The sequence below is a fragment of the Geodermatophilus sp. SYSU D00708 genome (genome assembly GCF_054050115.1).
The window spans coordinates 36,327-61,022 of the sequence record NZ_JBJGYS010000004.1; the positions used below are offsets into that span (position 1 = coordinate 36,327).

The 24,696-nt window shown below is 73.2% G+C and carries 21 protein-coding genes; 19 read left to right on the top strand and 2 right to left on the bottom strand.

Features of this window, described 5'->3' with window-relative positions; all coding sequences use genetic code 11:
• Window positions 1-93: 93 nt before the first annotated feature.
• From ACI79D_RS05175 to ACI79D_RS05190, 4 genes are all read left to right on the top strand, one after another.
• Window positions 94-1,629 (top strand): sugar ABC transporter ATP-binding protein, encoded by a 1,536-nt coding sequence (locus tag ACI79D_RS05175; RefSeq protein ID WP_456917248.1) that lies wholly within the window; start codon window positions 94-96, stop codon window positions 1,627-1,629.
• Window positions 1,630-1,673: 44 nt separating this feature from the next.
• Window positions 1,674-2,693, top strand: a complete 1,020-nt coding sequence (locus tag ACI79D_RS05180) for an ABC transporter permease (protein ID WP_456917249.1) — start codon at window positions 1,674-1,676, stop codon at window positions 2,691-2,693.
• A 91-nt stretch (window positions 2,694-2,784) separates the two neighbouring features.
• The gene (locus ACI79D_RS05185) at window positions 2,785-3,825 is read left to right on the top strand and encodes a substrate-binding domain-containing protein (protein WP_456917250.1); all 1,041 of its coding nucleotides are present in this window, start codon (window positions 2,785-2,787) and stop codon (window positions 3,823-3,825) included.
• A gap of 132 nt (window positions 3,826-3,957) precedes the next feature.
• Window positions 3,958-4,806, top strand: coding sequence for a DeoR/GlpR family DNA-binding transcription regulator (locus ACI79D_RS05190; protein ID WP_456917251.1), 849 nt, complete (start codon window positions 3,958-3,960; stop codon window positions 4,804-4,806).
• A gap of 123 nt (window positions 4,807-4,929) precedes the next feature.
• Here the strand turns inward: ACI79D_RS05190 and ACI79D_RS05195 are convergent, their stop codons facing one another.
• On the bottom strand, window positions 4,930-5,598 hold the full coding sequence (locus ACI79D_RS05195) for an MBL fold metallo-hydrolase (protein WP_456917252.1): 669 nt from the start codon (window positions 5,596-5,598) through the stop codon (window positions 4,930-4,932).
• Between the two features lie 48 nt (window positions 5,599-5,646).
• Between ACI79D_RS05195 and ACI79D_RS05200 the strand changes: the two genes are divergently transcribed.
• The 8 genes from ACI79D_RS05200 to ACI79D_RS05235 all read left to right on the top strand — a co-directional run bounded on the left by ACI79D_RS05200 (window position 5,647) and on the right by ACI79D_RS05235 (window position 15,203).
• Complete coding sequence (locus ACI79D_RS05200; RefSeq protein WP_456917253.1) at window positions 5,647-7,140, top strand: amidase; 1,494 nt, start codon at window positions 5,647-5,649, stop codon at window positions 7,138-7,140.
• Between the two features lie 82 nt (window positions 7,141-7,222).
• Window positions 7,223-10,114 (top strand): excinuclease ABC subunit UvrA, encoded by a 2,892-nt coding sequence (gene uvrA / locus ACI79D_RS05205; RefSeq protein WP_456917254.1) that lies wholly within the window; start codon window positions 7,223-7,225, stop codon window positions 10,112-10,114.
• A gap of 151 nt (window positions 10,115-10,265) precedes the next feature.
• Window positions 10,266-10,586, top strand: coding sequence for a hypothetical protein (locus ACI79D_RS05210; RefSeq protein ID WP_456917255.1), 321 nt, complete (start codon window positions 10,266-10,268; stop codon window positions 10,584-10,586).
• Between the two features lie 175 nt (window positions 10,587-10,761).
• On the top strand, window positions 10,762-11,751 hold the full coding sequence (locus tag ACI79D_RS05215; RefSeq protein WP_456917256.1) for a Bug family tripartite tricarboxylate transporter substrate binding protein: 990 nt from the start codon (window positions 10,762-10,764) through the stop codon (window positions 11,749-11,751).
• Window positions 11,748-12,293: a tripartite tricarboxylate transporter TctB family protein gene (locus ACI79D_RS05220; protein WP_456917257.1), complete on the top strand. Its 546-nt coding sequence runs from the start codon at window positions 11,748-11,750 to the stop codon at window positions 12,291-12,293. Before ACI79D_RS05215 ends, ACI79D_RS05220 begins: the two co-directional genes overlap by 4 nt.
• Entirely contained in the window at window positions 12,293-13,858 is a 1,566-nt protein-coding gene (locus ACI79D_RS05225) for a tripartite tricarboxylate transporter permease (RefSeq protein ID WP_456917258.1), read from the top strand. Before ACI79D_RS05220 ends, ACI79D_RS05225 begins: the two co-directional genes overlap by 1 nt.
• Complete coding sequence (locus ACI79D_RS05230) at window positions 13,859-14,269, top strand: universal stress protein (protein ID WP_456917259.1); 411 nt, start codon at window positions 13,859-13,861, stop codon at window positions 14,267-14,269. It begins immediately after the preceding gene.
• A gap of 13 nt (window positions 14,270-14,282) precedes the next feature.
• Window positions 14,283-15,203 carry an alpha/beta fold hydrolase gene (locus tag ACI79D_RS05235; protein ID WP_456917260.1) on the top strand — a complete coding sequence of 307 codons (921 nt, stop codon included), beginning with the start codon at window positions 14,283-14,285 and terminating at the stop codon, window positions 15,201-15,203.
• Window positions 15,204-15,206: 3 nt separating this feature from the next.
• Here the strand turns inward: ACI79D_RS05235 and ACI79D_RS05240 are convergent, their stop codons facing one another.
• A complete protein-coding gene (locus ACI79D_RS05240; protein ID WP_456917261.1) occupies window positions 15,207-16,118 on the bottom strand; it encodes an alpha/beta fold hydrolase in 912 nt (303 codons plus the stop codon).
• A gap of 160 nt (window positions 16,119-16,278) precedes the next feature.
• Between ACI79D_RS05240 and uvrC the strand changes: the two genes are divergently transcribed.
• The 7 genes from uvrC (at window position 16,279) to tpiA (ending at window position 24,691) form a co-directional block, all read left to right on the top strand.
• Window positions 16,279-18,312, top strand: coding sequence for an excinuclease ABC subunit UvrC (gene uvrC, locus ACI79D_RS05245; protein WP_456917262.1), 2,034 nt, complete (start codon window positions 16,279-16,281; stop codon window positions 18,310-18,312).
• Window positions 18,309-19,304, top strand: coding sequence for an RNase adapter RapZ (rapZ, locus tag ACI79D_RS05250; protein WP_456917263.1), 996 nt, complete (start codon window positions 18,309-18,311; stop codon window positions 19,302-19,304). The genes uvrC and rapZ overlap by 4 nt, the downstream gene beginning before the upstream one ends.
• Window positions 19,305-19,312: 8 nt before the next feature.
• Window positions 19,313-20,290 (top strand): gluconeogenesis factor YvcK family protein, encoded by a 978-nt coding sequence (locus tag ACI79D_RS05255; RefSeq protein WP_456917264.1) that lies wholly within the window; start codon window positions 19,313-19,315, stop codon window positions 20,288-20,290.
• A gap of 128 nt (window positions 20,291-20,418) precedes the next feature.
• On the top strand, window positions 20,419-21,399 hold the full coding sequence (gene whiA / locus ACI79D_RS05260; protein ID WP_456917265.1) for a DNA-binding protein WhiA: 981 nt from the start codon (window positions 20,419-20,421) through the stop codon (window positions 21,397-21,399).
• A gap of 261 nt (window positions 21,400-21,660) precedes the next feature.
• A complete protein-coding gene (gap, locus tag ACI79D_RS05265) occupies window positions 21,661-22,668 on the top strand; it encodes a type I glyceraldehyde-3-phosphate dehydrogenase (protein WP_456917266.1) in 1,008 nt (335 codons plus the stop codon).
• Window positions 22,669-22,676: 8 nt separating this feature from the next.
• Window positions 22,677-23,882, top strand: a complete 1,206-nt coding sequence (locus ACI79D_RS05270; protein WP_456917267.1) for a phosphoglycerate kinase — start codon at window positions 22,677-22,679, stop codon at window positions 23,880-23,882.
• The gene (tpiA, locus tag ACI79D_RS05275) at window positions 23,882-24,691 is read left to right on the top strand and encodes a triose-phosphate isomerase (RefSeq protein ID WP_456917268.1); all 810 of its coding nucleotides are present in this window, start codon (window positions 23,882-23,884) and stop codon (window positions 24,689-24,691) included. Before ACI79D_RS05270 ends, tpiA begins: the two co-directional genes overlap by 1 nt.
• Window positions 24,692-24,696: the final 5 nt, after the last annotated feature.

Below are 24,696 nucleotides of genomic sequence, written 5' to 3' on the forward strand. Positions count from 1 at the left end.
AACACTCTTTACTTCTCACACTCTGCTCGTTACGTTCCCGCCATCGCCACGTGGTAAGGGCCGCGGGCGGACGACCCTCCGGGAGAGATCTCCATGGCAACCAGTCCCGCGCTCGAGGTGCGAGACCTGCACAAGGCCTTCGGCGGGGTACCGGTGCTCCGCGGGGTCAGCTTCTCCATGCACCCGGGCCGCCTCATCGCCCTCGCCGGGGAGAACGGGGCCGGGAAGTCCACCCTGATGAAGATCGCCACCGGCCAGGTGCGCCCGGACGCCGGGCAGGTCCTGATCAACGGTCAGCTGCTCACCCACCACGACCCTCTGCACGTGCGCAAGCTGGGGGTGGCCATCGTCCCGCAGGAGCTGGCGCCGTACCCCGACCTGACGGTCTACGAGAACCTCTTCGTCGGCCGTGAGTCACGGACGCCGGCCGGGACGCTCAACCGGCGGGCGATGATCGCCGAGGCCCGCGAGATGCTCGAGGTCTTCGACGTCGACATCGACCCCCGCACACGGATGAACCGGCTGTCGGTGGCCCTCACCCAGATCGTCGAGATCGCCAAGGCCACCACCTGGGGCGCCAAGGTGCTCTTCCTGGACGAGCCGACGTCGTCCATCCCCGAGCGCGAGGTCGACCGGCTCTACGCGGTCGTGCGGCGCCTCAAGGAACAGGGCGTGGCCATGCTCTACACGACCCACCGGATGGCGGAGATCCAGGAGCTCGCCGACACCGTGGTCGTCCTCCGCGACGGGCAGCTGGTGCTCGACGCGCCGCTCGAGGAGACGTCGGAGGACGGCATCGTCCGGGCGATGATCGGCCGCGATCTCGGCGACCTCTTCCCCGAGACCGGTCCGGTGTCCTCGGAGGTCGGGCTACGGGTGTCCGGGCTCCAGCTGGAGCGCGGTGGCCCCGCCGTGGACCTCACCGTCAACAAGGGCGAGATCCTCGGGCTCGGTGGCCTCGTGGGCGCGGGGCGGACCGAGATCGTCGAGGCGCTCTTCGGCATCCGGCACTCGGTGGAGGGCGCCGTCGAGGTCGCAGGCCGCCCCGTCACGCGCAACGCTCCCGCGGAGGCCATCCGCGCCGGCGTCGCCCTGGTGCCGGAGGACCGCAAGGGAGCCGGTCTCGTCCTCACCCGCTCCGTGCTGGACAACGGCAGCCTCCCGCACCTGTCGTCGTTCTCCGTGGCGGGCTGGATCCAGGGACGGCGCCGGCGGGCCGCGGTGGGCAAGGCCACCGAGTCCGTCTCGCTGCGCTCCCGCGGCCTCGACCAGACCGTCGGGACGCTGTCGGGTGGCAACCAGCAGAAGGTCGTCCTGGCCCGCTGGCTGACCCACAACACCAACGTGCTGCTCCTGGACGAGCCCACCCGTGGCGTGGACGTCGGCGCCCGCGGGGAGATCTACTCGATCATCCGGGACCTGGCCGCCTCCGGGCTGGCGGTCGTCCTCGTCAGCTCCGACATGCCGGAGCTGATCGGGTTGAGCCACCGGGTGCTCGTCGTCCGCGCCGGGGGCATCGCCGGCGAGCTCGATCGGGCCGCCCTCGACCGGGACGACGCCCAGGAGCAGATCTTCCGCCTGGCCAGCGGTCAGGCCACCCCGATCACCGACGGCTCGTCCGCTGCCTGACCCCCTTCGTCCCGCCACGCCGCCCCACCATCCAGGAGTCCCCCGTGAGCACATCCACGTCGGTCACCACACCGGGCCTGCCCGCGCCTGACCAGGCGCCCTCCACGTCCCGCTGGAACCGGGCGCGGATCGAGGAGCTGCTGATCCGCAACTCCATGGTCATCGTCCTGCTGCTGGTCATGGCGTACTTCAGCTACGAGAGCGCGCGCTTCGCCACCCTCTCCAACTTCCGCACGATCCTCATCGCCGCGGCCCCGTTCGCGCTCGTCGCCCTCGGCCAGACCCTGGTGATCCTGACGGGCGGCATCGACCTCTCGGTGGGCAGCGTCATCGCCCTCAGCGCCATGACCGGCGCCTCGGTGGTCCTCGGCCATCCGGAGCGGCTGTGGCTGGCGGTGGCCGCCGGGGTCGGGGTGGGCCTTCTCGCCGGTCTGGTCAACGGGCTGGTCATCAGCCGGCTCAACGTCGCACCCTTCGTGACCACGCTCGGCATGCTGACCGCTGCATCCGGTCTGGCGTACGTCATCGGTGGTGGTGCACCGATCAACGGCCTGCCCAGCGAGTACGGCCGGATCGCGAACACCCAGATCCTGGGCCTGCAGGCCCCCGTCATCATCATGATCCTCGGGTTCGTCGTCCTCGGCGCCGTGATGAAGCGAACCGCCTTCGGCCTGCGCATCTACGCCGTCGGCGGCAACCGCACCGCGGCCGAGGTCGCCGGCGTCAACACCCGCCGCACGCTCACCAGCGTCTACGTCCTCAGCGGCGCCCTCGCCGGGCTCTCCGGGATCATCCTCTCGTCCCGCGTCATCTCCGGCCCGCCCAACCTCGGCGCCGGATACGAACTGGACGCCATCGCCGCCGTCGTCATCGGCGGAGCGAGCCTCATGGGTGGCCGCGGCACCATCTGGGGCACCCTGCTCGGCCTCCTGCTGATCCAGACGCTCAACAACGGGCTGGACATCCTCGTCGTCCCGGCGTACTGGCAGGCGGTCATCAGCGGCGTCCTCATCGTGAGTGCCGTGGCCGTCGACATGTGGGCCTCCCGGCGCCGCACCACGTAGCCACCTCGACCCGGTCTCCGGGCCGCATTCCAGCAAGCCCCGGGGCTCAACCGTGCCCCGTGTCCCGAGCACGACAGCAAAGGAGCAACCGATGGTTCGAGGAACGATGCGCCGCGGGGCGGTCGCCCTGGGGGGTGTCCTCCTGCTGGGCACCGCCGCCTGTGGCGCCGGCGACGAGTCGGCGAACGCCGACGGCGAGGGCCCCATCCGGGTCGGCGTGACCGTCTACGACATGTCGTCGTTCATCACCCAAGGCCAGGAGGGGATGGAGGCCTACGCCGAGGCCAACAACATCGAGCTCCTGTGGAACTCGGCGGGCAACGACGTCTCCACCCAGGCCACCCAGGTCGATCAGCTGGTCAACGCCGGCGTCGACGCCATCATCATCGTCCCGGTGCAGGCCGACTCCCTCGGCCCGCAGCTGCAGGCGGCCCAGGCGGCGGACATCCCGGTGATCGCCGTCAACACGACGCTCACCGACGAGAGCGCGATCACCAGCTCCGTCCTGCCCGACGACGTCGCCGCCGGCGCGCAGGAGATGCAGATGATGGCCGATGCGCTCGGCGGCCAGGGCAACATCCTCATCCTGCAGGGTCCGCTCGGCTCCTCCCCGGAGCTGGACCGCACCGAGGGCATCCAGTCCGTCCTCGAGGAGAACCCGGGCATCAACGTCCTCGCGATGGACACCGCGAACTGGAAGCGGGACGAGGCCGTCAACAAGGTCAAGAACTGGATCTCCAGCTTCGGTGACCAGATCGACGGCGTCGTCGCCGAGAACGACGACATGGGGCTCGGCGCCGTGCAGGCCCTCAACGAGGCCGGCATGGACGTGCCGGTCGTCGGCATCGACGGTATCGAGGACGGCCTGAGGGCGGTCCAGAACGGCGACTTCATCGGTTCGTCGCTCCAGCACGGCCGGGTGGAGCTCGGTGCCGGCCTTGCCGTGGCGAAGCGCGTCGTCGATGGCGAGCAGGTCGAGAAGCAGTACACCTATGTCATGCCGCCCATCACCTCGGAGAACGTCGACCAGTACATGGCGAACGTGGTGACGGAGAAGGACGCGTTCCTCGAGCGCCTCCCCGACCTGATCCAGCAGAACCTCGAGTCCGGGGACATCGCGAACGAACAGTGACACCGGGCGTGGTGGGGGCCGGCATCCCGGCCCCCACCACGCCCGTCTGACGCAGAGCGGTCGCTCGTGCCGACGTCCATCGCGTGGTAGGGAGTGGAGGCCCGCATGTCCAACCCTGTCCGGAGGAACTCGGTGTCAGCAGGCTCGGAGAGCAGCGATCGGAGCCGCGCCCCACATCACCTGCGCCCCAGCGAACGGCACGACGCGATCACCGAGCTGGTGCTCAGCGCGGGATCGATGCGCATCGAGGAGCTCGCCGAGCGCTTCGGTGTGAGCACCATGACCGTCCACCGCGACCTCGACACCCTCGAAGCCCGCGGCATCCTGCGCAAGTCGCGGGGTGTGGTGACCGCAGTGGCCACCAGCCTGTTCGAGTCGAGCCCGGAGTACAGGGACCGGGAGAACCGGCAGGAGAAGCAGGCGCTGGCGGGGGCGGCCTTCAGCCTCGTGGAACCCGGCCAGGCGGTCATCCTGGACGACTCGACGACCGGGTTGCACCTGGCCCACATGCTGCCGCAGCGCCAGCCGCTGACGGTCATCACGAACTTCCAGCGCGCCATCACGGAGCTTGTCGGGCACCCGGGGATCGCCCTGATCGCACTGGGCGGCCAGCACTATCAGTGGTGCGACGCGTACATGGGCAGCGTCACGCTCGACGCCCTGCGCTCGCTGCGCGCCGACATCCTCTTCATGTCCACGCCGGCGATCACCGACGACATCTGCTTCCACCAGCACCACGACGCGGCACTCGTCAAACGGGCCATGTTCGAGTCAGCTGCCAAGCGCGTCCTCATGGTGGACCACTCCAAGTTCACCAAGCGGGCTCTGCACGCGCACATCGCCGTCCCCGACTTCGACGTGGTCGTCGTCGACGCGGCCACGTCACCCGATGACGTCTCACGACTGCGGGACAAGGGCGTCACGGTCCTGGTCGCGGAGGCCGATGCCGCCGAGCAGATGCCCCCCGCCGTCGCGTTCTGACCGGTCGCCGAACGGGCATCCGAGCGGGACAGGGCTTGGCCACCTCACGCCCGAACGGCACGAGCCGGCCGGCGACGGATCCCGACCGAGGGCAGCCGGCGCCTCGGAGCCGGCCCCGACCGGCTACCAGCCGCGCGCCCGCCACTCGCCCAGATGCGGGCGCTCGGCGCCGATCGTGGTGTCCTTGCCGTGGCCGGGGTAGACCCAGGCGTCGTCGGGCAGGACGGCGAACAGCCGCTGCTCGACGTCGTCGATCAGGCTGGCGAAGCGCTGCGGGTCCTGCTGGGTGTTGCCGACCCCGCCCGGGAAGAGGCTGTCGCCGGTGAACACGTGCGTGCCGGCGTCCCCCGGGCCGCGCCAGACCAGCGCGATGCTGCCCGGCGTGTGCCCGCGCAGGTGGACGACCTCCAGCGTCTGGCTGCCCACGGTCACCGTGTCGCCGTGCTCCACCGGCCGGTCGAGGGGGACCGGTAGGTCGTCGGCGTCGGCGGGGTGGGCGACCGTGGTCGCGCCGGTGGCCTCGACGACCTGCGGCAGGGCGCGGTGGTGGTCCCAGTGCCCGTGGGTGGTGACGACGGTGCGCACGTCGGCGTCGCCGATGAACGCGCGCAGCGTCTCCGGCTCGGCGGCGGCGTCCACGAGCAGGGCCTCGCAGGTCTCCTGGTCGCGCAGCAGGTAGGCGTTGTTCGCCATCTCGCTCACGGCGATCTTGCTGATGGTCAGCCCCGGCAGCTCCCGGACGTCGGCGGGCCCGCCGACCTCGACGTCGCCGGTGTAGGTCCCCGAGCTCATCCCAGACTCCGTTCGAGAAGTGTCGGCGGCCGTGGATACGGTCCTGCCATGGACGCTAGCGGAGGTCTCGAGGTCGGTGCCCGGCACGGCGTCCCTGGTCGGAGCGGCGTCGTCGGCCTCCCGGCCACCGAGCTCGCCACGCGCGTCCGGGCGGGGGAGCTGACGGCGGTCGAGGTCGTCCGGGCCCACCTCGCCCACCTGGACGAGGTCGAGCCCCGGGTGGGCGCCTTCCGCGTGGTCCGCCGCGAGGCCGCGTTGGCCGAGGCCGCCGCCGTCGACGCCGCGCCCGGCCGCGCGGCGCTGCCCCTGGCCGGGGTGCCGATCGCGGTCAAGGACAACGTGGCGGTGGCGGGGGACGCCTGCACCGACGGCTCCCCGGCCTGCCCGCAGCGCACGGCCGCCGCGGACCACCCGGTGGTCGCCCGCCTGCGGGCCGCCGGCGCGGTCGTCGTCGGCATCACCCGGGCCCCCGAGCTGTGCCTCTACGCCTCCACCGACGGCCCCGGTGCGGTCACCCGCAACCCCTGGGACACCGCCCGCTCCCCGGCGGGCAGCTCGGGAGGCAGCGCGGCGGCGGTCGCGTCGGGCGCGGTGCCGCTCGCCCACGGCAACGACGGGATGGGCTCGCTGCGCCTGCCCGCCGCCGCGTGCGGGCTGGTCGCCCTCAAACCGGGCCGCGGAGTCGTGCCGGCCGGCATCGGCGCCGACGACTGGTCGGGTATGGCCGAGAACGGCGCGCTGGCGACGACGGTGGCCGACCTCGCCGTGGCGCACGCGGTCATGGCGGGGGAGGAGCCGGCGCCGCTCGAGCCGCCCGGCCGGCCGCTGCGGGTCGCGGTGTCCACCCGGTCACCGGTGCCCGGTGTCCGGGCCGACGCCGAGGCCCTCGCAGCGGTGGAGCGGGTCGTCGCCGCGCTGGTCGCGGCCGGGCACACGGTGGTCCGCCGCGACCCCCCGGTGCCGGCCTCGGCCGCCGCCGGCACGATCGCGCGCTGGCTGGCCGGCGCCGCCGACGACGCCGCGCACCTCGGCATCCCCCTGGCCGACCTGCAGCGGCGCAGCCGCACCCACGCCCGCATCGGCCGGCTCGTCCGCGCCGCCGGCCTGGTCCGGCCGGGAACGGCCGAGCGGTTCCGGGACCGTATGGCGGCGTTCTTCTCCGACGTCGACGTGCTGCTCACCCCGGTGACCACCGGCCCGCCGCTGCCGGCCCGGCCGTGGCACGAGCGCTCGTTCATGGCCAACGTCACAGCCAACGCCCGCTGGGCCCCGTGGACGGCGGCCTGGAACCTGGCCGGGCTGCCCGCACTGGTGCTGCCGGCCGGGACGCGGTCGGGCGGGCTCCCGCTGTCGGTCCAGATCGCCGGCCCCCCGGGAGCGGAGAGCCGACTACTCTGGCTGGCCGGAGAGCTGGAACGGCGGCAGCCGTGGCGCCGGCACGCGCCGGTCTTCGACCCCGCCGGCGCCTCTTCCCCGGCTCCCGTCCGAGCACCCCGGCGAGCAGCAACGTCGCCGTCGTCACGGATTGCGCGCGGGCGGTGACGGCGTTGTCCACATCGACATCTCGACATCTCCACCGCGGGCCTGCGTGACCGGCCGGCCCGGCTGACCGACAGGGATCACATTGGACCGTCTCGTCGTCCGCGGCGCCCGCGAGCACAACCTCAAGGACGTCCACCTCGACCTGCCCCGCGACGCGCTGATCGTCTTCACGGGGCTGTCCGGCTCGGGGAAGTCCAGCCTCGCCTTCGACACCATCTTCGCCGAGGGCCAGCGCCGGTACGTCGAGTCGCTGTCGGCCTACGCCCGGCAGTTCCTCGGGCAGATGGACAAGCCCGACGTCGACTTCATCGAGGGCCTTTCGCCGGCCGTCTCGATCGACCAGAAGTCGACCAACCGCAACCCGCGGTCGACCGTCGGCACGATCACCGAGGTCTACGACTACCTGCGGCTGCTGTACGCCCGCGCCGGGCAGCCGCACTGCCCGAACTGCGGCAAGCCGATCTCCCGGCAGACGCCCCAGCAGATCGTCGACCAGGTGCTCGCCATGGAGGAGGGCACCCGGTTCCAGGTGCTCGCGCCCGTCGTCCGGGCCCGCAAGGGCGAGTACGTCGACCTGTTCAGCTCCCTGCAGACGCAGGGCTTCTCCCGGGTGCGCGTCGACGGCGTCGTCCACCAGCTCACCGAGCCGCCCAAGCTGAAGAAGCAGGAGAAGCACTCGATCGAGGTGATCGTCGACCGGCTCACCGTCAAGGAGAGCGCCAAGCGCCGGCTCACCGACTCGGTCGAGACCGCGCTCGGCCTGGCCGGCGGGCTCGTCGTCCTCGACTTCGTCGACCTGCCCGACGGCGACCCGCACCGCGAGCGGACCTTCTCCGAGCACCTCGCCTGCGTCGACGACGGCCTGTCGTTCGAGGCCCTGGAGCCGCGGTCGTTCTCGTTCAACTCGCCGTTCGGCGCCTGCCCCGAGTGCACCGGCATCGGGACCCGCAAGGAGGTCGACCCGGAGCTCGTCGTCCCCGACCCGGAGAAGAGCCTGGCCCAGGGCGCGATCGCCCCGTGGTCGACCTCGATGAGCAACGAGTACTTCACCCGGCTGCTCACCGGCCTGTCCCAGCAGCTGGGGTTCTCCATGGACGACCCCTGGGAGCGGCTGCCCGCCAAGGTGCAGAAGGCGATCCTGCACGGCTCGCCGGACCAGGTGCACGTCCGCTACAAGAACCGCTACGGCCGCGAGCGCAGCTATTACGCCGCGTTCGAGGGCGTGCTGCCCTTCCTCGAGCGGCGGCACGAGGACACCGACAGCGACTACATGCGGGACAAGTACGAGGGCTACATGCGCGACGTGCCCTGTCCCGTCTGCCACGGCACCCGGCTCAAGCCGGAGATCCTCGCGGTCAAGCTGGGCGGCCGCTCGATCGCCGAGGTCACCAGCCTCTCCATCGGCGAGGCCGCGCAGTGGCTGGGCGCGCTGGAGCTGGGGGAGCGGGAGAAGGCGATCGCCGACCGCGTGCTGCGGGAGATCCAGGCGCGGCTGTCCTTCCTCGTCGACGTCGGCCTGGACTACCTGTCCCTCGACCGGCCGGCGGCCACCCTCGCCGGCGGTGAGGCGCAGCGGATCCGGCTGGCCACGCAGATCGGCTCCGGGCTGGTCGGCGTCCTCTACGTCCTCGACGAGCCGTCGATCGGGTTGCACCAGCGGGACAACACCCGGCTGATCGAGACGCTCGTGCGGCTGCGCGACATGGGCAACACGCTCATCGTCGTCGAGCACGACGAGGACACGATCAAGACCGCCGACTGGGTGGTCGACATCGGGCCCGGCGCCGGCGAGCACGGCGGCGAGGTGATCGTCAGCGGCACCGTCGCCGACCTGCTGGCCAGCGAGCGGTCCCTCACGGGCGCGTACCTGTCCGGCCGCAAGGAGATCGCGGTGCCGCAGGTGCGCCGTCAGCCCACCCCCGGTCGCGAGCTGGTGGTGAAGGGCGCCCGCGAGAACAACCTGCGCGGGATCGACGTCGCCTTCCCGCTGGGCTGCCTGGTGGCGGTCACCGGCGTGTCCGGGTCGGGCAAGTCCACGCTGGTCAACGACATCCTGTACACGACGCTGGCCAACCAGCTCAACCGCGCGCGCCAGGTGGCCGGCCGGCACCGCACCATCACCGGGATCGACCAGCTGGACAAGGTCGTCCACGTCGACCAGTCGCCGATCGGCCGCACCCCGCGGTCCAACCCGGCCACCTACACCGGCGTCTGGGACCACGTCCGCAAGCTGTTCGCCCAGACGTCCGAGGCCAAGATCCGCGGCTACCAGCCCGGCCGGTTCTCGTTCAACGTCAAGGGCGGCCGCTGTGAGGCGTGCTCCGGCGACGGCACGCTGAAGATCGAGATGAACTTCCTGCCGGACGTCTACGTCCCGTGTGAGGTGTGCAAGGGCGCCCGGTTCAACCGGGAGACCCTCGAGGTCCACTACAAGGGCAAGACGGTCGCCGAGGTCCTCGACATGCCGATCGAGGAGGCCGCGGACTTCTTCGCCGCCATCCCGGCGATCGCCCGGTACCTGCGCACCCTGACCGACGTCGGCCTGGGGTACGTGCGGCTCGGCCAGCCGGCCACCACGCTCTCCGGCGGTGAGGCGCAGCGGGTGAAGCTCGCCAGCGAGCTGCAGAAGCGCAGCAACGGCCGCAGCATCTACGTCCTCGACGAGCCCACCACCGGGCTGCACTTCGAGGACATCCGCAAGCTGCTGCTGGTCCTGCAGGGCCTGGTCGACAAGGGCAACTCGGTGATCGTCATCGAGCACAACCTCGACGTCATCAAGAGCGCCGACTGGCTGATCGACATGGGCCCGGAGGGCGGCTTCCGCGGCGGCACGGTCGTCGCCGAGGGGCCCCCGGAGTTCGTCGCCACGATCCCCGAGAGCCACACCGGCCGGTACCTGGTGCCGATGCTCGACCCCGACGCGGTCGCGGCGGCCGCCGCCCCGAAGAAGCGGGCGCGCAAGAAGGCCAGCTGAGCAGGCCGGTGAACGGCGGCGGCCACTCCCCACTTGAGCGGGGAGTGGCCGCCACCGTACTGTCGGTGTGACGGACATCACGCCGTCGGCCACGGGGCCCCGAGGAGGAGACGCGCATGGGCGCTGTCCTGCACCAGAACGGCACCCTGCGATGAGCGGGCTCACGCCCGACTGCGACCCGGACCTGTCGAACTGCGGGTCGCCCGTGGGCACGGGGTCGTTCCCCGGCGACCGTGGGGGCTCGCGCGGCCGGTCCACGGCGGTCCTGCTCGCGCTGCTCGTCGCCGGCGCACTCGTCGCCACCGCGGAGACGGTGCCGGGCGTGCTGAGCGTCCTCGCCGGCGGGGTCGCGCTGCTCTCCGCCCTGGCTCTGGGGCGCCGCGCCGTCCGGCTCACCCGCCGGGCCGCGCCCGCGGTGGCCGCCTCCGCGCGCTGGGCCGCGGCGGGGCGGCGGTCGCGTCCGGCGGGGTGACCGGCACGCCGCGTCAACCGGCCGGCACATCGCACTGACCGGCTCGTCGCGCACCGGCTCGCCGCGCTGACCGGACGGCGTTCGACGGACCCGTCGTGGCACGGTCCTGCTGCTCAGCGGCAGGGGGCCTATGGTGCACGTGACCGTTGTCACACGGTCACGGAGGTGGGTCGCCGTGCTCACGCGCAGGTCGTTCCTCGCCGGTCTGGTGGCCGCGCCGGCGCTCGGTGCGCTGGGATCGCTGGCCGGCTGCGCGGGCACCGTCGTCCAGCCCGGTGACCTCTCCCGGCTGCGGATCATGGCGCCGGCCAGCCCGGGAGGCGGGTGGGACACCACCGCCCGCGTCATGCAACGCGCCATCCAGGGCAGCGGCCTGGCGCGCAACGTGCAGGTCTTCAACGTCGAGGGCGCCGGCGGCGTCATCGGGCTCGGCCAGCTCGCCCGCGAGGACGACGACGCGCTGCTGATGATGATGGGCCTGGTCATGGTGGGCGCCGTCGACACCAACGACTCCACCACCCGGCTCACCGACGTCACGCCGATCGCCCGGCTGATCGGCGAGACCGAGCTCATCGTCGCCCCGCCGGACGCCCCCTTCGACGACGTCGCCGGGTTCGTCGAGGTGTGGAAGGCCGACCCCGCGAACACCCCGATCGCCGGCGGGTCGGCCGGCGGGACCGACCAGATCCTCGCCGGACTGCTGGCCCAGGCCGCCGGCGTCGACCCGGGGCAGATCAACTACATCCCCTACTCGGGCGGCGGCGAGTCGCTGTCCGCCCTGCTCGGCGGTCAGGTCACCGCCGGAATCTCGGGCACCGCCGACTACGGCCCGCAGGTCGCCTCCGGGGACCTCAAGGGGCTGGCGGTCTCCACCGCCGAGCGAAGCGACCAGGTGCCCGACGTCCCGACGCTGGTGGAGTCGGGGTTCGACGTCGAGCTGTCCAACTGGCGCGGGGTCATGGCGCGCCCCGGCATGACCGCGACCGCCCGCGACGACCTCACCGCCCTGGTCGTCGACATGCACGACAGCGACGAGTGGGCCGAGGCCCTGGCGAACAACGGCTGGGACGACCTGCTGCTGACCGGCGACGACTACGGCGGGTTCCTCGCCGAGGAGGAGGCCCGGGTGCGCGAGATCCTGGTGCAGATCGGCCTGATCCAGTGAGCACGGCGGCCGACCGCCAGCCCGCGACGGCGCCCGCGGAGGAGCCGCGCGGGCGCAGCAACGGCGAGCTGGCCATGACCGTGCTGCTGGGCCTGCTCGGCGTGTACCTCGTCGTCGACGCCGGGACGATCGCCGTCCCCGGCTCGACGAACGCCGTCGGGCCGCGGTTCTTCCCCTACCTGGTCGGTGGCCTGGTCATCGTCACCGCGCTGGCGCTGGGGTACCGCGTGTTCCGCGGCGACCGTGGCCCCGCCGACGAGAGCGAGGACGTCGACCCGACCGCCGGCACGTCGTGGCGGGCGGTCGGCATCATCGCGGTCGCGTTCCTCGCCCACGCCCTCCTGATCAACGTCGTCGGCTGGCCGCTGGCGGTGACCCTGATGTTCGGCACGGTCGCCTGGGCGCTCGGCGCGCGGGGCATCGTCCGGCCGCTGATCGCCGGCGGGGTCACCTCGGTGGTCGTCTGGATCGTCTTCGTCAAGGCGCTCAACGTGGCGCTGCCCGGCGGGACGCTGCTCGAGCTGGCGACGAGCTGGTTCTGATGGACGCCCTCAGCGACCTCGCCGCCGGCTTCGCCGACGCGCTGACGCCGGTCAACCTGCTGTTCGCCTTCATCGGCGTCCTGCTGGGGACGGCGGTCGGCGTCCTGCCCGGCATCGGGCCCGCGATGACCGTCGCCCTGCTGCTGCCGATCACCTACGTGCTGGAGCCGGTCAGCGCGTTCATCATGTTCGCCGGCATCTACTACGGCGGCATGTACGGCGGGTCGACGACGTCGATCCTGCTCAACACCCCGGGCGAGGCCAGCTCGATCATGACCGCGCTCGAGGGCAACCGGATGGCCAAGGCCGGCCGGGGCGCGGCGGCGCTGGCCACGGCGGCGATCGGCTCCTTCGTCGCGGGCACGATCGCCACCCTGCTGCTCGCGCTGCTCGCGCCCACCATCGTCGACCTGGCCATCGGGATCACCGCGGCCGACTACTTCGCCCTCGCCGTCCTGGCCTTCGTCGCGGTGTCCACCGTCCTGGGCGCCTCGCCGCTGCGCGGGCTGGCGTCGCTGGGCGTGGGCCTCTACCTGGGCCTGGTCGGCACCGACGTCCTCACCGGGCAGGAGCGGTTCACCCTCGGCATCCCGCAGCTGTCCGACGGGATCGACGTCGTCGTGGTCGCGGTGGCGCTGTTCGCCGTCGGGGAGGCGCTCTACGTCGCCTCCCGGCTGCGCCGCGGGCCGGTGGAGGTCATGCCGGCCTCCGGGCGGTACCTCACCGGCGAGGACCTGCGCCGGTCGTGGAAGCCGTGGTTGCGCGGGACGGCGCTCGGCTTCCCCCTCGGGGCGATGCCGGCCGGCGGGGCGGAGATCCCGACGTTCCTGTCCTACGCCACCGAGCGGAAGCTGACCCGACACCCCGAGGAGTTCGGCCGCGGCGCCATCGAGGGCGTGGCGGGGCCGGAGGCGGCCAACAACGCCGCGGCCGCCGGCGTCCTCGTCCCGCTGCTCACCCTCGGGCTGCCCACCTCGGCGACCGCCGCGATCCTGCTGGCCGCCTTCCAGGGGTACGGCATCCAGCCCGGCCCGACGCTGCTGACCACGGAGTCCACCCTGGTGTGGACGCTCATCGCGGCGCTGTTCATCGGCAACACGATGCTGCTCGTGCTCAACCTCCCGCTGGCCGGGCTGTGGGTGAAGCTGCTGCGCATCCCGCGGCCCTACCTGTACGCGGGGATCCTGTTGTTCGCCTCCCTCGGCTCCTACGCGGTCAACGCCGACCCGCTGGACCTCGTGCTGCTCCTCGTGCTCGGCTTCCTCGGCTTCGCCATGCGGCGCTACGGCTGGCCGGTGGCGCCGGCGGTCATCGGGCTGATCCTCGGCCCGGTCGCCGAGACCAACCTGCGCCGCGCGCTGGCGATCAGCGGCGGCGACCTGAGTGTCCTGGTCGAGACCTGGTTCAGCCGGGTCGTGCTGTTCCTGGCGCTGTTGGCGCTGGTGGTGCCGATCGTGCTGCGCGTCGTCCGCGGCCGGAGGTCCACGCCGGAGGAGCTGCAGCACGGGGAGGGGCTCCGGCACCGCGAGCACGCGGCGGCCAACCGCGAGGGATGGGAGGACTAGGTGGGCGGGGTCGTGGTCGTGGGGGTCGTCCCGAACCCGCGGGGACGGGCCGCGCTGGAGCACGCGGTCGTGGAGGCCGAGCGACGGGCGGCCCGGCTGGTGGTCGTCAACAGCTCCCGCGGGGACGCGCTCGTCGACGAGGAGTTCCTGTTCGGCGACCGGCTGCGGCAGCTGCAGGCCGACCTGACGGTGTCCGGCGTGCCCTTCGAGGTGCGCCAGCCGGTGGGCCGGGACATCGCCGAGGAGCTGTCCGCGGTGGTCACCGAGACCGGCGCCGAGCTGCTGGTCATCGGGCTGCGTCGACGGTCCGCGGTGGGCAAGCTGCTCATGGGCAGCGCCGCCCAGCGGATCCTGCTGGACGTCGACTGCCCGGTCCTGGCGGTGAAGGGCCCACCCGGGGAGGCGACGTGACGGGGACGAGGCGATGACGGCGACCGACGAGGACCTGCGGCTGCTGGAGGCCACGGACGGCGTCCGGCTGGTGTACCGGCGCTGGCTGCCGGAGGGCGCCCTCCGGGGCACCGTCCTGGTCGTGCACGGCGCCTCCGAGCACTCCGGGCGGTACGGCCGGCTGGCCCGGGCCCTCACCGCGCGCGGCCTGGCCGTGTACGCCCTCGACCTGCGCGGCCACGGCCGGACGGCGGAGTCGACCGGCCCGGGCAGGTTCGGTGCCGCCGGCCCCGACGCCCTGCTGGCCGACGTGCGGGCGCTGGCCGCGGTCGCCGCCGGTGAGCACCCCGGCCTCCCGACCGTGCTGCTCGGCCACTCGATGGGCTCGATCGTCGCGCTGGCCGCCGCGGAGGAGGAGCGCGGGGACCTCGCCGGCCTGGTGCTCTCGGGACCGGTCGGCGTCGCGCCGCACCTGGCCGAGGCGGTCACCGCCCTGGAGGCGTCGACGGCCGCCGGCGCCGGGGACGTGCCGCTGGACGCCCTGGGCGCCTTCAACCAGCCGTTCGAGCCGGCGCGCACCCCGTTCGACTGGCTGTCGCGGGACCCCGCCGAGGTCGACGCCTACCTCGCCGACCCGCTCTGCGGGGACCGGATGCCGCTGACCACCGGCTACGCGGCCGGCGTCTTCGGCCTCGCCGTCCGCTCGGCGACCGCGGAGGCGGTCGGGCGGCTGGCCGAGGGCCTGCCGGTGCTGCTGCTGGCCGGGCAGCGGGACCCGGTCGGCGGGGTCGACGCAGCCCAGGTGACCGCCCTCGCCGACCTGCTGCGCGACCGCGGCCTGCCCGTGGAGCTGCACGTCTACCCGGAAGCGCGGCACGAGGTGTTCAACGAGACCAACCGGGACGAGGTGACCGGCCACCTGCTGTCCTGGCTGGACGCCCGGATCGGCGACTGACCCTCATCCGGCCGGGCGGACGGCCGCCGGCGGGCGGTCGGGGGAGAACCGCTGGTCGTCGGCGGCCGCGGGGGGCTCGTCGTCGGCGGCCGCGCGGGGCGGTGGCGCCTCGGCGGCCGACACCTCCCGCCAGAACGCGTCGACGCGGGCGTTCCACCGCTCCGGCACCTCCTGGAACGGCTGGTGGGACTCGGTGGCCCAGACCTCGAAGACGGCTCCGGGGACGAGGTCGGCGACGACTTGCCCCAGCTCCGGCCGCGCGGTCATGTCGATCCCGCCGGCGAGCACGAGGGTCGGGGCGCTCACCTGCGGCAGCCGGGCGGTGGTGTCGTGGGCGGCGAAGGCGTCCAGGTGCCGCTGGACCACTTCGGGCGGCTGCTTGTGCGGGAAGGCGAGGACCTCGTCGATGAACGCCTCGACCGTGCCGTCGTCGTGCGCGCGGGGGGTGTAGATCATCAGGAAGAAGGCATCCAGGAACGCCCGCTCGTCGGGGGCCGCCTCGACCAGCCAGCGGATGAAACGCACCCACTTCTGCAGGTAGGGGTCCATGGCCGCCCAGGTGCTCTGCAGCACCAGGCTGCGCACCACGTCGGGACGGCGCAGCGCCAGTTCCTGGGCGATCTTCGCCCCGCCCCAGAAGCCCGCCACGTGCGCCGAGCGGATGCCGAGCGCGTCCAGCACGGCGGCGGCGTCGTCGGCCATCTCGCCGACGCTCGTCGGGCCGTCGGGGATCGCCGTCCGTCCGGCGCCGCGGTTGTCGAAGGCGGTGAGCCGGTAGCGGTCGGCCAGCCCGTCGAGCTGGAACTGCCACGACTCGACGGTGTCCCCGAGACCGCCGATGAGCAGGACGTCGGGGCCCTCGCCGACCTGCTCCACCCAGACGTCGAGGTCGCCCGCGCGGACGTGCTCACCCATGACGCGCCTCCTCCCGCCTCGGCGCCGCCAGGCTGGGCCGGGAGCCGGCGCGCGGGCCAGAGGCGGAGGTCCCCGGGGAATCACACCGATGTCGTCCCAGTGGCCACATCCACGCCCCGCGGACGGCGGACCGTCGTCCACCCCACCTAACCTGGAGGCCATGCCCGACCCGTCCACCTACCGACCGGCGGTCGGCAGCATCCCGGAGGACCCCGGGGTCTACAAGTTCCGCGACCCCAACGGGCGGGTCGTCTACGTCGGCAAGGCCAAGAACCTCCGGCAGCGGCTGAACAGCTACTTCGCCGACGTCGCGGGCCTGCACCCGCGCACCCGGCAGATGGTGACGACGGCGGCCAGCGTCGAGTGGACCGTCGTCGGCACCGAGGTCGAGGCCCTCCAGCTCGAGTACAACTGGATCAAGGAGTTCGACCCGCGGTTCAACGTCCGCTACCGCGACGACAAGAGCTACCCGTCGCTGGCGGTCACCCTCAACGAGGAGTACCCGCGGCTGCAGGTGATGCGCGGGCCGAAGAAGAAGGGCGTCCGCTACTTCGGGCCCTACGCGCACGCGTGGGCGATCCGGGAGACCCTCGACACCCTGACCCGCGTCTTCCCGGCCCGGACCTGCTCCAACGGCGTCTTCAAGCGCGCCGGGCAGATCGGCCGGCCCTGCCTGCTGGGCTACATCGGCAAGTGCGCGGCGCCGTGTGTGGGCCGGGTGTCGGCCGAGGAGCACCGCGCCATCGTCGACGACTTCTGCGACTTCATGGCCGGCCGCACCGACTCGATGGTCAAGCGCCTCGAGCGGGAGATGGCCGAGGCCGCCGAGGCGATGGAGTACGAGAAGGCCGCCCGGCTGCGCGACGACCTGGGCGCGCTCAAGCGGGCGTTGGAGAAGCAGGCCGTCGTCCTCGGGGACGGCACCGACGCCGACGTCGTCGCCTTCGCGCAGGACGAGCTGGAGGCCTCCGTGCAGGTCTTCCACGTCCGCGGCGGGCGGGTCCGCGGCCAGCGCGGCTGGATCGTCGACAAGGTCGAGGAGGTCACCACCGGCGAGCTGGTCGAGCAGTTCCTGCTGCAGGTCTACGGCGGGGTCGACGAGCAGACCGGCGCGGTCGAGTCGGGGGAGACGGTGCCCAAGGAGGTGCTCGTCCCCGAGCTGCCCCAGGACGCCGACGTGTACGAGGAGCTGCTCAGCGAGCTGCGCGGGTCCCGGGTGTCGCTGCGGGTGCCGCAGCGCGGCGACAAGCGAGCCCTGCTGGAGACCGTCGAGCGCAACGCCAAGGAGGCGTTCGCCCGGCACCGGGTGAAGCGGTCCAGCGACCTCACCGCCCGTTCGCTGGCGCTGCAGGAGCTGCAGGAGGCCCTGGAGCTGCCCGACGCGCCGCTGCGGATCGAGTGCATGGACGTCTCGCACGTCCAGGGCACCAACGTGGTGGCGTCGATGGTGGTGTTCGAGGACGGCCTGGCGAAGAAGTCCGACTACCGCCGGTTCAGCGTCACCAACGGAACCGACGACACCGCGGCCATGGCCGAGGTGGTGCGCCGGCGGTTCGCCCGGCACCTCAAGGAGGAGCAGGACCGCAAGGACGAGCAGGGGGTCGCCGCGGAGGAGGGCCGGCCGCGCCGGTTCGCCTACCCGCCGAACCTGCTGGTCGTGGACGGCGGTGCCCCGCAGGTGGCCGCGGCCGCGAAGTCCCTCGACGAGCTGGGCGTCGTCGACGTCGCCGTGTGCGGGCTGGCCAAGCGCATGGAGGAGGTGTGGCTGCCCGGCGAGAGCGACCCGGTGATCCTGCCGCGCACCTCCGAGGCGCTGTACCTGCTCCAGCGGGTGCGGGACGAGGCACACCGGTTCGCGATCACATACCACCGGCAGAAGCGGTCCACCAGCATGCTGGTCTCCCTGTTGGACGACGTCCCCGGTCTCGGGGAGTCGCGGCGGAAGGCGCTGATGAAGCAGTTCGGGTCCCTCAAGCGGCTGCGGGCCGCGACCGTCGAGGAGCTGATGGCCGTCCCCGGCATCGGCCGGCGCACGGCGGAGGCGGTGCAGGCGGCGGTCGCGGAACCGGCTCCGGACTCGCCACCGGCCGACGACGTCGTGGAGACGACGACCGCCCCGGCCGGCCCCGCCGAGCGGGGCGCTCCGCAGCCCGGCGCCGGGGCCACCGCCGAGGTCGGGCTGGTGGCCTCGTGAGCGGGGGCACCGAACTGACCAGCTCCCGCGACGGGGTGACCCACCCGCACGGCCCCCTCGGGACGCCCCCCGGGGCCCCGGGTCACCCGCACACCGACGTCCCGCCGCCCATCGACCCGGCGTCCACCGAGACCCAGCCGCTGGACGTCGTCGTCGTCACCGGCCTGTCCGGCGCCGGCAAGAACAGCGCCGGCCGGGTGCTGGAGGACCTCGGCTTCTTCGTCGTCGACAACCTGCCGCCGGCGCTGCTCCTGCCGATGGTGGAGCTCGGCGCCCGCGGCGACCTGCGCCGCTTCGCCGCCGTGGTCGACGTGCGCAGCCGGGCCTTTTCCAGCGACCTGCAGGAGGCCATCCGGGTGCTGGCCGAGGCCGGCCACCGCCCGCGGGTGGTCTACGTGCACGCCCGCGAGGAGGTGCTGGTGCGCCGGTACGAGTCGGTGCGCCGGGAGCACCCGCTGCAGGGCGACGGCACGCTGATCGACGGCATCTCCGCCGAGCGCGCGCTGCTCACCGGCATCGCCGGCGAGGCCGACCTGTGGGTCGACACCAGCGACCTCAACGTCCACCAGTTGCGCGCCACGCTGGAGAAGGCGTTCGCGCACGAGGGGCAGCTCCCGCCGCTGACCGCCACGGTGCTCAGCTTCGGCTTCAAGTACGGCCTGCCGCTGGACGCCGACCTCGTCGTGGACGCCCGGTTCCTGCCCAACCCGCACTGGCTGCCCGAGCTGCGTGCGCACACCGGGCAGGACGCCGACGTCCGCGACTACGTCCTCGGCCAGGACGACGCCCGCCCGTTCCTCGACCGCTACTCCGACGTGCTGCGGCTGCTCATCCCCGGCTACCGGCGGGAGGGCAAGCGCTACCTGACCCTCGCCGTCGGCTGTACCGGCGGCAAGCACCGCAGCGTGGCGATCGCCGAGGAGTTCGCCCGCCGGCTGACCGCCGAGGGGATCGCCACCACCGTCCAGCACCGCGACCTGGGCCGCGAGTAGTGGGGGCCGTGGAGACCGAGCCGCGGGTCCCCGCGCTCGACCGCCCGCTGCGGGTGGTCGCCTTCGGCGGCGGCCACGGCCTGGCCGCGGCCCTCGGCGCGTGGCGGCAGCTCACCACGGAGCTCACCGCGGTGGTGACGGTGGCCGACGACGGCGGGTCCTCGGGCCGGATCCGCCGGGAGATGCCGGTCCTGCCGCCCGGCGACCTGCGCATGGCCCTCGCGGCCCTGGCCGGCGACGCCGCGGACACCCGCCGCATGGCCGCGCTGCTGCAGCACCGGTTCGGCGGCACCGGCGTGCTCGCCGGGCACCCCGTCGGCAACCTGGTGCTCACCGGGCTCACCGAGCTGCACAGCGGCGACGCCGTGGCGGCCCTGGACGACCTGTGCCGCCTGCTGGGCGCCCGCGGGCGGGTGCTGCCGATGGCCGACGTCCCGCTGGACCTCGTCGCGCGGGTGGAGAGCACCGACCCGGACGACCCGTCGCGCACCCGCACGATCCGCGGCCAGGTCGCGATCGCGTCCACGCCGGGCCGGGTCCGCGACATCATCGTCTCGCCGCCGGACCCGCCGGTGAACGGCGCCGTCCTCGACGCCATCGCGGCGGCCGACGTGGTGTCGCTGGGGCCCGGATCCTGGTACACCTCCGTGCTGCCGCACCTGCTGGTGCCGCGGCTGCGCGCCGCCCTCGAGGCGAGCAGGGCTCGGGTGGTGGTCGTGCTGAACCTGGAACCGCAACCGGGGGAGACCGACGGCTTCTCGCCGGAGGAACACCTCACGGTGCTGCGCAGCCATCTGGGCGGGGTGGCGCTGCACACGGTGATCGCGGATGTCGACTCGGTTGTTGACCGCTGTGGTCTCCTTTCTGCAGTCCGCGAGTGCGGTGCGGAGCTCGTCCTGGCTCCCGTCGCCGCACCCGACGGGTCACCGCGCCACGACCCGGGCCGCCTCGCGGCGGCGTTCAGGCCGGCGGTGGCGGTGCGCTAGGGCCCAACGGGCATGGAAATCCGGCGCCGGGTACCGGACCCTTCGGTACCGGCACCGGTACGAGGGGGAGAAGAGGGGACGTCGCACATGGGGCCTGGTAACCCCGGGGGAACGTGGGGGTGGACGGCATGGCGATGACGGCCATGGTCAAGGACGAGCTGTCTCGGGTGGAGTGCACCAAGACCTCCGAGCGCAAGGCGGAGGTCACCGCCCTGCTGCGCTTCAGCGGTGGGCTGCACATCGTCGGTGGCCGGGTGGTCATCGAGGCCGAGCTCGACACCGGATCCGTCGCCCGCCGGCTCCGACGCGACATCAGCGAGGTCTACGGCTACACCAGCGGCGTCAGCGTGCTCGCCGGCGGCAACATCCGCCGCGGGGTGCGCTACCTGGTCCGCATCGCCAAGCACGGCGAGGGCCTGGCCCGCCAGACCGGGCTGGTCGACCAGCGCGGGCGTCCCGTGCGCGGCCTGCCGCCGGCGGTGGTCTCCGGCAGCATCAACGACGCCGAGGCCGCCTGGCGCGGTGCCTTCCTCGCCCACGGGTCGCTGACCGAGCCGGGCCGCTCGTCGTCGCTGGAGGTCACCTGCCCCGGACCCGAGGCCGCGATGGCGCTGGTGGGCGCGGCGCGGCGGCTCGGCATCGCCGCCAAGGCCCGGGAGGTGCGCGGCGCCGACCGCGTCGTGGTCCGGGACGGCGACGCGATCAGCGCGCTGTTGACCCGCATGGGCGCCCACGACGCCGTCCTGGCCTGGGAGGAGCGGCGGATGCGCCGCGAGGTCCGGGCCACGGCCAACCGGCTGGCCAACTTCGACGACGCCAACCTGCGCCGCTCGGCGCGGGCCGCCGTCGCCGCCAGCGCCCGCGTGGAGCGCGCCCTGGAAATCCTCAACGGCGACGCCCCCGAGCACCTGCTCATCGCCGGCCGGCTGCGGCTGGAGTACGGGCAGGCGTCGCTGGAGGAGCTCGGTCAGCGGGCCGACCCGCCGATGACCAAGGACGCCGTCGCCGGCCGGATCCGTCGCCTGCTCGCGATGGCCGACAAGCGGGCCAAGGACCTCGGCATCCCCGACACCGAGTCCGTCGTCACCGAGGACATGCTCACCCAGTAGGAGAAGGGCCTCCCTGCCCCCCACGCCTCGCCGGCTCGGCGCGGGTCCCTGCAGGGAGGCCGTTCCCGCACGTCACCGGGCTCGGCGCGGGTCCCTGCGGTGAGGCCGTTCCAGTGCGTCACCACGCTGGCGGCGGGGCCCGGGCCGGCTCCTTGTGGGCCCGGGCCACGGCCGGTCGGGGACCGCTAGGGTCTGCACGGGGCGAGGCCGCGAGGACGCGGCCCCCGAGTGACAGTCGTCGACCGACAGCGGAGGTCTGCAGTGACCGTACGGGTGGGCATCAACGGATTCGGCCGGATCGGCCGCAACTTCTACCGGGCCGCCGCGGCCAGCGGCAAGGACGTCGAGATCGTGGCGGTCAACGACCTCACCAGCCCCGAGGTCCTGGCGCACCTGCTCAAGTACGACAGCATCCTCGGCACGTTCCCCGAGGACGTCGCCGCCGACGGCGAGGGCATCAAGGTCGGCGGGGCCACCGTCAAGGTGCTCTCCGAGCGCGACCCGGCCAACCTGCCGTGGGGCGACCTCGGCGTCGACGTGGTCGTGGAGTCCACCGGCTTCTTCACCAAGGCCGACGACGCGCGCAAGCACGTCGACAAGGGCGGGGCGAAGAAGGTCGTCATCTCCGCGCCGGCCACCGGCGACGACCTCACGATCGTGATGGGCGTCAACCACGACAAGTACGACGGCTCGCAGACGATCATCAGCAACGCGTCCTGCACCACGAACTGCCTGGCGCCGCTGGCGAAGGTCCTCAACGACGCGTTCGGCATCGAGCGCGGCCTGATGACCACCATCCACGCCTACACCGCCGACCAGAACCTGCAGGACGGCCCGCACAAGGACCTCCGCCGCGCCCGCGCCGCCGCGCTGAACATGGTGCCGACCTCGACCGGTGCCGCGAAGGCGATCGGCCTGGTCCTGCCCGAGCTCCAGGGCAAGCTCGACGGGTACGCCGTCCGCGTCCCGGTGCCCACCGGCTCCGCCACCGACCTCACCGTCCAGCTCTCCCGCGAGGCCTCGGCCGAGGAGATCGACGCCGCCTACCGCGAGGCTGCAGCCTCCGGGCCGCTGGCCGGCTACCTGCGCTACACCGACGCGCCGATCGTCTCCTCCGACATCGTCACCGACCCGTCGTCGTGCATCTACGACGCGAAGCTGACCAAGGTGTTCGGCCCGATGGCCAAGGTGCTCGGCTGGTACGACAACGAGTGGGGCTACTCCAACCGCCTCGTCGACTCCGTCGAGCTCGTCGGCCGTTCCCTCTGACGGCGACGATGCGCAGCCTCGACGACCTGCTCGCCGAGGGGGTCTCAGGTCGGCGCGTGCTCGTGCGCGCCGACCTGAACGTCCCCCTGGACAAGGGCACCCGCGCGATCACCGACGACGGCCGGATCCGCGCCAGCCTGCCCACCCTGCAGGCGCTGCGGGACGGTGGCGCCCGGGTGGTCGTCGCCGCGCACCTCGGCCGGCCCAAGGGCGCGCCCGACCCGCAGTACTCCCTGGCCCCGGTCGCCGGGCGGCTGGGGGAGCTGCTGGGCGTCGGCGTCCCGCTGGCCGCCGACGTGGCCGGCGAGGACGCGCAGGCCCGGGCCGCGGCGCTCGGTGACGGCGACGTCCTGCTTCTGGAGAACGTCCGGTTCGAGGCGGCCGAGACGTCGAAGGACGACGCCGAGCGGGGTGCGCTGGCCGACCGGCTGGCCGCCCTCGCCGACGTCTACGTCGACGACGCCTTCGGCGCGGTGCACCGCAAGCACGCCTCGGTGTACGACGTCGCCCAGCGGCTGCCGCACGTCGCCGGCCGGCTGGTCGCCCAGGAGCTCGACGTCCTGACCCGCCTGACGCAGGACCCGGAGCGGCCCTACGTGGTCGTGCTGGGCGGCTCGAAGGTCAGCGACAAGCTCGCCGTCATCGAGGCGCTGCTGCCCAAGGTCGACCGACTGCTGGTCGGCGGCGGGATGTGCTTCACCTTCCTGGCCGCCCAGGGGCACGGCGTGGGCAAGTCCCTGCTCGAGACCGACCAGGTCGACACCTGCCGCCGGCTGCTGGCCGAGGCCGGGGACCGGATCGTGCTGCCGCTCGACGTGGTGTGCGCGCCGGAGTTCAGCGCCGACGCCCCCACCACCACGGTCGGCGTCGACGCCATCCCCGACGACCAGATGGGCCTGGACGTCGGCCCGCGGACGGTCGAGGCGTTCGGCCGGGAGCTGGGCGGGGCGCGCACCGTGTTCTGGAACGGCCCGATGGGCGTCTTCGAGCTCCCGCCGTTCCAGGCGGGCACCCGGGGCGTGGCCGAGGCGGTCGCCGCCGTGGCCGGGTTGTCCGTGGTCGGGGGCGGCGACTCCGCGGCCGCGGTGCGCCAGCTGGGCCTCGACGAGACCGCCTACGGGCACATCAGCACCGGCGGCGGCGCGTCGCTGGAGTACCTCGAGGGCCGGGAGCTGCCGGGCCTCGCGGTGCTGGCCGACCGAGGGGGCGAGTGATGGCACGGAAGGGCACGCCGGTCCGGCGGGAGGGACGACGTCCCCTCATCGCCGGCAACTGGAAGATGAACCTCACCCACCTCGAGGCCATCGGCCTGGTGCAGAAGCTCGTCTTCTCGCTCAAGGAGCCCGAGCTCGAGGCGGCCGAGGTCGTCGTCCTGCCGCCGTTCACCGCGCTGCGCAGCGTCCAGACGCTGGTCACCGGCGACAAGCTGGAGGTCGGCTACGGGGCGCAGGACCTCTCGGTCCACGACTCCGGCGCGTACACCGGCGAGGTCAGCGGCGCGATGCTGGCCGCCCTGGCCTGCACCTACGTCGTGGTCGGGCACTCCGAGCGGCGCGCGCTGCACGGTGAGGACGACGCGCTGGTGGCCGCCAAGGTGCAGGCCGCCCTGCGGCACGGCCTGGTGCCGATCCTCTGCGTGGGGGAGGGGCTCGACGTCCGCAAGGCCGGGCAGCACGTGCCGCACTGCACCGCGCAGCTGGACGCCGCGCTCGAGGGCCTGACCGACGAGCAGGTGCGGTCCATCGTGATCGCCTACGAGCCGGTGTGGGCGATCGGGACCGGCGAGGTGGCCACCCCCGAGGACGCTCAGGAGGTGTGCGGTGCCCTTCGGTCACGGCTCGCCGAGCGTTTCGGTCCGGAGACGGCCGCAGTGGTCCGTATCCTCTATGGCGGGTCGGTGAAGGCCGCGAACACGGCCGGGATCCTGGCCGGGCCGGACGTCGACGGCGCGCTCGTCGGTGGCGCCAGCCTGGACGCTGACGAGTTCGCGCAGATCTGTCGGACAGCAGCCGACGGCAGCTGACCGCC

Excerpts from the sequence above, each read along its gene's own strand:
- ACI79D_RS05185 (WP_456917250.1), top strand. The coding sequence starts at position 2,785 with ATGGTTCGAGGAACGATGCGCCGCGGGGCGGTCGCCCTGGGGGGTGTC.
- whiA (WP_456917265.1), top strand. The coding sequence starts at position 20,419 with ATGGCGATGACGGCCATGGTCAAGGACGAGCTGTCTCGGGTGGAGTGC.
- ACI79D_RS05175 (WP_456917248.1), top strand. The coding sequence starts at position 94 with ATGGCAACCAGTCCCGCGCTCGAGGTGCGAGACCTGCACAAGGCCTTC.
- ACI79D_RS05235 (WP_456917260.1), top strand. The coding sequence starts at position 14,283 with ATGACGGCGACCGACGAGGACCTGCGGCTGCTGGAGGCCACGGACGGC.
- ACI79D_RS05210 (WP_456917255.1), top strand. The coding sequence starts at position 10,266 with ATGAGCGGGCTCACGCCCGACTGCGACCCGGACCTGTCGAACTGCGGG.
- ACI79D_RS05270 (WP_456917267.1), top strand. The coding sequence starts at position 22,677 with ATGCGCAGCCTCGACGACCTGCTCGCCGAGGGGGTCTCAGGTCGGCGC.
- ACI79D_RS05240 (WP_456917261.1), bottom strand. The coding sequence starts at position 16,118 with ATGGGTGAGCACGTCCGCGCGGGCGACCTCGACGTCTGGGTGGAGCAG.
- uvrC (WP_456917262.1), top strand. The coding sequence starts at position 16,279 with ATGCCCGACCCGTCCACCTACCGACCGGCGGTCGGCAGCATCCCGGAG.
- tpiA (WP_456917268.1), top strand. The coding sequence starts at position 23,882 with ATGGCACGGAAGGGCACGCCGGTCCGGCGGGAGGGACGACGTCCCCTC.
- ACI79D_RS05225 (WP_456917258.1), top strand. The coding sequence starts at position 12,293 with ATGGACGCCCTCAGCGACCTCGCCGCCGGCTTCGCCGACGCGCTGACG.
- ACI79D_RS05200 (WP_456917253.1), top strand. The coding sequence starts at position 5,647 with ATGGACGCTAGCGGAGGTCTCGAGGTCGGTGCCCGGCACGGCGTCCCT.
- ACI79D_RS05195 (WP_456917252.1), bottom strand. The coding sequence starts at position 5,598 with ATGAGCTCGGGGACCTACACCGGCGACGTCGAGGTCGGCGGGCCCGCC.